The organism is Cnuella takakiae, from assembly GCF_001953305.1.
Lineage (GTDB): Bacteria > Bacteroidota > Bacteroidia > Chitinophagales > Chitinophagaceae > Flavisolibacter > Flavisolibacter takakiae.
On sequence record NZ_MTFE01000007.1, the window covers coordinates 1 to 988 of the forward strand.

1 protein-coding gene is annotated in these 988 nt (G+C 55.0%); it reads left to right on the top strand.

Annotation, left to right across the window (positions count from 1 at the left end; genetic code table 11):
- Window positions 1–988 (top strand): SulP family inorganic anion transporter (locus tag BUE76_RS00550; protein ID WP_143313416.1); only part of this gene is annotated, 988 nt, incomplete at both ends.

A 988-nucleotide genomic window follows, 5' to 3' on the forward strand; every position in this document is an offset into this window, starting at 1 on the left:
CTAAAGCTACCCTGGTGGGCGTCATCAGCCTGCTCATCATGCTGTACTGGAAAAACATGCCCATCAAGGTGCTGAAGAAGGTACCCGCCCCGCTAGTGGTGCTCCTCTTTTCTGTGCCTGCCGAGCTGCTCATGAACTTTCAAACAACAGAGCCTACCTATGCACTGGTGCATATTGGCAGCCTGATTGACAGCATGGGGGTAAACGTAAGCTTTGGCGGCTTTGCCCAGACAGGCGTGTTTATCAAGTACGTGGTGATGTTTGCCCTGGTAGGCTCCCTGGAGTCGCTGCTCACCGTAAAGGCCATCGACATGCTCGATCCTTACCGCCGCAAGAGCGATACCAACAAGGACCTGATTGCCGTAGGTATTGGTAATATCGTTGCCGGCATCCTGGGTGGGCTGCCCATGATCTCAGAGGTCGCCCGCTCTTCTGCCAACGTGGCCAATGGTGCCCGCACCCGCTGGGCCAACTTCTTCCATGGCCTCAGCATGGTGATCTTTGTACTGCTGGCAGCACCCCTCATCGAGCTGATCCCCAATGCTGCACTGGCAGCCATGCTGATCTCGGTAGGCATCCGCCTGGCGCACCCCAAGGAGTTTGTGCATACGCTGAAGATTGGTAAAGAACAGCTCCTGATTTTCGTGGTGACCATCCTGGTGACCCTGTACGAAGACCTGCTGGTAGGTATTGCTGCCGGTATGCTGTGCGAAATTCTGGTAAACCTGTTAAACGGCAAGCCTTTGAGTGCCATCTTCAAGGCACCTACGGAGGTAAGCTTTACCGAAGACCGCTACGAAGTGACCATCAACAAGGCAGCTGTGTTCACCAACTTCATGGGCATCAAGCGCAAGCTGGAGAGCATTCCTGCAGGTTTTCCCGTGATCATCAACCTGGAAGAGACGGCGCTGGTGGACCACTCGGTGATGGAGAACCTGGAGCACTTCAAACACGACTATGAAGCTACCGGCGGTACCGTGCAGCTGGT